The organism is Microvirga tunisiensis (genome assembly GCF_009296175.1).
Classification (GTDB): domain Bacteria; phylum Pseudomonadota; class Alphaproteobacteria; order Rhizobiales; family Beijerinckiaceae; genus Microvirga; species Microvirga tunisiensis.
The window spans coordinates 1-1690 of record NZ_VOSK01000690.1; the positions used below are offsets into that span (position 1 = coordinate 1).

Annotated in this window: 2 protein-coding genes; one reads left to right on the top strand and one right to left on the bottom strand. The window is 59.7% G+C overall.

Annotation, left to right across the window (positions count from 1 at the left end):
* Positions 1–333: 333 nt before the first annotated feature.
* Positions 334–1080, top strand: a complete 747-nt coding sequence (locus FS320_RS42900) for a Crp/Fnr family transcriptional regulator (RefSeq protein ID WP_244627756.1) — start codon at positions 334–336, stop codon at positions 1078–1080.
* Between the two features lie 118 nt (positions 1081–1198).
* Here FS320_RS42900 and FS320_RS42905 read toward each other — a convergent pair whose 3' ends face one another.
* Positions 1199–1447 carry a DUF6894 family protein gene (locus FS320_RS42905; RefSeq protein WP_152718588.1) on the bottom strand — a complete coding sequence of 83 codons (249 nt, stop codon included), beginning with the start codon at positions 1445–1447 and terminating at the stop codon, positions 1199–1201.
* Positions 1448–1690 lie beyond the last annotated feature (243 nt).

A 1690-nucleotide genomic window follows, 5' to 3' on the forward strand; every position in this document is an offset into this window, starting at 1 on the left:
TGCGGATGAAGGGAGTGCATCACGTCCTCCTGCGGTGAGAAGCTCGGCGTCGCAGGCCGTCAAAGCGCCAAGTGTACTCCTCAATGGCGTAACGCACCCGATCCCAACAACGTTCCGCTACCAAACAACTAGGCTGTGGCATAGAGGTCACGGGCTCATGCCGCTATCCTGATCGGGTTAGCTTGGATCACTTACGTTAATCACAGACATTAACATAGCTGGAAGACTGCCTGCCATTCGTATGGCATTATTGATTTACTGTTGGCATTCGATCTCAGGCGCTGATGGCTGAGAGATTTACATGCTCCCGCCTGCAAGGCAGAGAGCTTGATTTTGGCCACAGCATTTCACCCCAAATACAACCCGATGATCCGCAAGCTGGAGAGCATCTTCACGCTCTCGGAGGACGAGCGCCACGCTCTCCAGACGCTGCCGATGCAGGTTGTGGCCATCAAGACCGACCAGGCCATCGTGCGCGAAGGCGACAGTCCCTCCCGGGCCTGCCTGATCCTGAGCGGCTTTGCCTGCACCTACAAGGTCACGGCGCAAGGCAAGCGCCAGATCGTGTCCTTCAACCTGCCAGGCGACCTCCCCGACCTCCAGAGCCTGCACCTGACGGTCCTGGACAACAGTATCAGCACCATTAGCCCATGCAGCGTGGGGTTCATCCAGCATGAGGACCTGCGCGACATCTGCGAGCGCTATCCCCGCCTCACAGCCGCCTTCTGGCGCGAGACCCTCATCGATGCCGCGATCTTCCGGGAGTGGGTGCTCAATGTCGGACGCCGCGATGCCTACACGCGCATGGCCCATGTGCTGTGCGAGCTGCTCACGCGCCTGCGGGCGGTCGGCCTTGTGGAGGATCATGCCTGTGACCTGCCGATCACCCAGGGCGAGTTTGCGGACGCGATTGGCGTCTCGACGGTTCACGTCAACCGGGTGCTTCAGCAACTACGGGCCGATGGCCTGATTGAGCTGACCGGCGACCGGCTGAAGGTTCCGGATTGGGACAGATTGAAGGAAGCAGGCGAGTTCGATCCGACCTACCTTCACCTGGAGAGCAATCAGGCCGCCGCATGATCCTCACGCTTCAGCCGATCCGGGTTGCGACAGGCTTTGGCCGGTTCGAGTAGCGGCTTCCACTCGAACACGCTTCCGGTTCCATAAACGTCCGTTCCGCGAAATTGCGCGGTAGGTTTCACGCGTACGCAGGTTCCATCCGGCGAACACTCATGGCAAGCGCCACGATAAGCACCGGATGGTCGTGTTCGTCTTTGACCTGAACGATGATCTCGGTGGCCTCGCCATGCGGGAGGCTCTCCTTGCCTATGGCGGCCGCTGCGAGGGCGGCCTCGTGTTCGGCGGCGTCCAGTCCCTCCAGCTCAAGGCCATCGGGATCGCGGGTGATCTGGTCGCCCGCCCAGATGTCAAAATAAAAGCGAGGCACTGTGTCCTCCTATGAAGAGCCTACAAACTCACCGGAGGACCGTTTGTTCGTCGTGCCGTACTAACGATTTTGCGCCATTTGCAGCCCTATAATTGCACGCTCCGCGCGACACAATAAAAAAGATCTCATGGGCCAGTGACCGCCGGATTGGTGAGGTAAGGCGGTCACCTCACCCCGGAGGCCGCTCATGCTCTACTCGCCCTCAGCAGACGCTTCATTCTCGCACAGCACCCACACGATCTA